Below are 2,228 nucleotides of genomic sequence, written 5' to 3'. Positions count from 1 at the left end.
GACACACGAGGGGAGCGGTGACCGTGCGACGGGACTTCCAGGAGCCTGCCAGGTGCCGCCCCGACCTGGTCATCGGCCGCGAGGAGCTGTTCACAAGCGCACGCGACCAACTCGCCTCGGGGGGCAGTGTGCTGCTCCACGGCCCCGCCGGAATAGGGAAATCCACCGTCCTGCGGGCATTGACCGAGGAATACGCCGCCACCGCGCGCACCGTCCTGCGCTGCTCGGCGACGGAGTCCGAATCCCACCTTCCCTTCCTCGCGCTCGCCGACCTCCTCGGCCTGGTCCTCGACGACGTCTCCCCCCGGCTGCCCGTCGCCCAGCGCACCGCCCTGGAGTCGGCGCTCACCGGACGCGGCGAGTCCAGCCTCCAGCGCGACGGCCTCGCCCTGCGGCTCGCCGTGCTCTCCGCCCTGCGCGCGCTCGCCGCGCGCGGCCCTGTGCTGGTGGTCGCCGACGACCTGCAGTGGCTGGATCCGGCCAGCGCCGAACTGCTCGGCTTCGCCGCCCGCCGGCTCGGCGGCACCCCGGTGCAGCTGCTGTGCGCGGTGCGCACGGAGGGGCAGGAGAGCCAGGAGTACGACCGGCATCTGCGGGCCTGCCCGCCGGACACCCTCGCCGTCCGGCTGGGCGCGCTCTCCCGCGCCCAGGTCGCCCAGTTGCTCGGCCACCGCGGCCACGGCGCGCTGTCCCGCTCCACGGTCCGCGAGATACACCGCACCAGCGGCGGCAACCCGCTGTTCGCGCTGGAACTCGGCCGCGCCCTCGCCGAGAGCCCCACCCCGCCCCGGCCGGGCGAGCCGCTGCCCGTGCCCACCTCGCTGCGCGCCCTGGTGCTCAGCCGTCTGGACATGCTGTCGGTGGAGGCCCGCCGCACCCTGCTCGTGGCCAGCGCCGGCGCCCGCCCCACCTCCGCGCTGCTGCACGCGGCCGGCCGGGAGAACGCCGAGGCCGAGTGCGCCCAGGCCGCCGAACTGGGGCTGCTGGCCACCGAACCGGACGCACCGGCCGTACGGTTCGCGCATCCGCTGATCTCCGCCGCGCTCTACGCGGAGGCGCCCGCGCACGAGCGGCGCGCCGCGCACGCGGCCCTGTCCACGGCCGCCTCCGACCCGATCGAGCGGGCCCGGCACCTGGCCCTCGCCACCACCGGCGCCGACCCGGAGGTCGCGGCCCGGCTCGCCGAGGCGGCCGCCCTCGCCCGGGACCGCGGGGCGCCCTCGGTCGCCGCCCAGCTGGGGCTGCTGGCCGCGCGGCACACGCCCGCCGACGGCGTGCCCGGCCAGGAGGAGCGGCGGCTGCAGGCCGCAGAGGACGCCATCACCGCCGGCGAGGTGGACCTGGCCCGGGACATCGCCCGGGAGGTGCTGACCCGGACGAGTGTGCCGGCCGACCGGGTGCGGGCCTGGATCATCGTCATCGACACCGCGGGCCACACCATGGCGGAGGTCGACGCCGTCTTCCCGCAGGCCCTCGCCGACGCCGGCGACGACCCCCGGCTGCTGGCGCTGGTCCACTACCAGCTGGCCTGGCGGGCGCTGATCGTCGAGGGCGACTTCACCGAGGCGCGGGAGGCCGCCGCGCACGCCGCCGAGCTGGCCGCGCGCGGCAAGGACCGGCGCACCGAACTGCTCTCGCTCGCCTTCCAGGCGCAGACCGAGACCCTGATGGGCCATCCGGACGCGCCGCGCACCATCAAGCGGGCCCTGAAGGAGCCCCAGGACCCGAGGGTGGCATGGCATCACAACGGGGCGGGCAGCGCCCGGTTCCGCTGGCTGGTCATGAGCGACCAGCTGGTCGAGGCCCGGGCGACGGTCACCGGCCTGCTGCGCGAGGTGCGCCGGCGCGGCTCGGTGGAGAGCGAGGTGCACTTCCTGCGCGGCCTGGCCGAGACCGAGCTGCGCGCCGGGCACTGCGGCCGCGCCCTGGAACTGGCCCGCGAGAGCCTGCGCCTGGCCCGGGACTCCGGGATCGGCGAGACCGCCTCGGCGATGCTGACCTCGCTCGCGGAGGCCTCCGGCGGCGACGTGGACCGGGCGCTGGCGCTCGCCCGGGAGGCGGTGGAGCACGCCGAGGAGGACGGCGACCAGATGTACCTCTCGCGGGCCCTCGGCGCGCTCGGGTACGCCCAGTTGGTGAGCGGGGGTGTAGGGGACGGCGTGCAGCGGGTAGTAGACGCGCTCGTCGGCCCAGCAGGTGGTCACCGTGACGACGCCGCGGTCGATCTT

Annotated in this window: 1 pseudogene; it reads left to right on the top strand. The window is 76.4% G+C overall.

Annotation, left to right across the window (positions count from 1 at the left end):
- Positions 1-17 precede the first annotated feature (17 nt).
- Positions 18-2,144: pseudogene (locus tag ACWEN3_RS45620) on the top strand (AAA family ATPase); the annotation flags it as partial.
- Positions 2,145-2,228: the final 84 nt, after the last annotated feature.

The sequence above is a fragment of the Streptomyces sp. NPDC004561 genome (assembly GCF_053602155.1).
The sequence above is the reverse complement of the archived record's forward strand: the minus strand, read 5'-3'. Positions and strand labels throughout refer to the sequence as shown.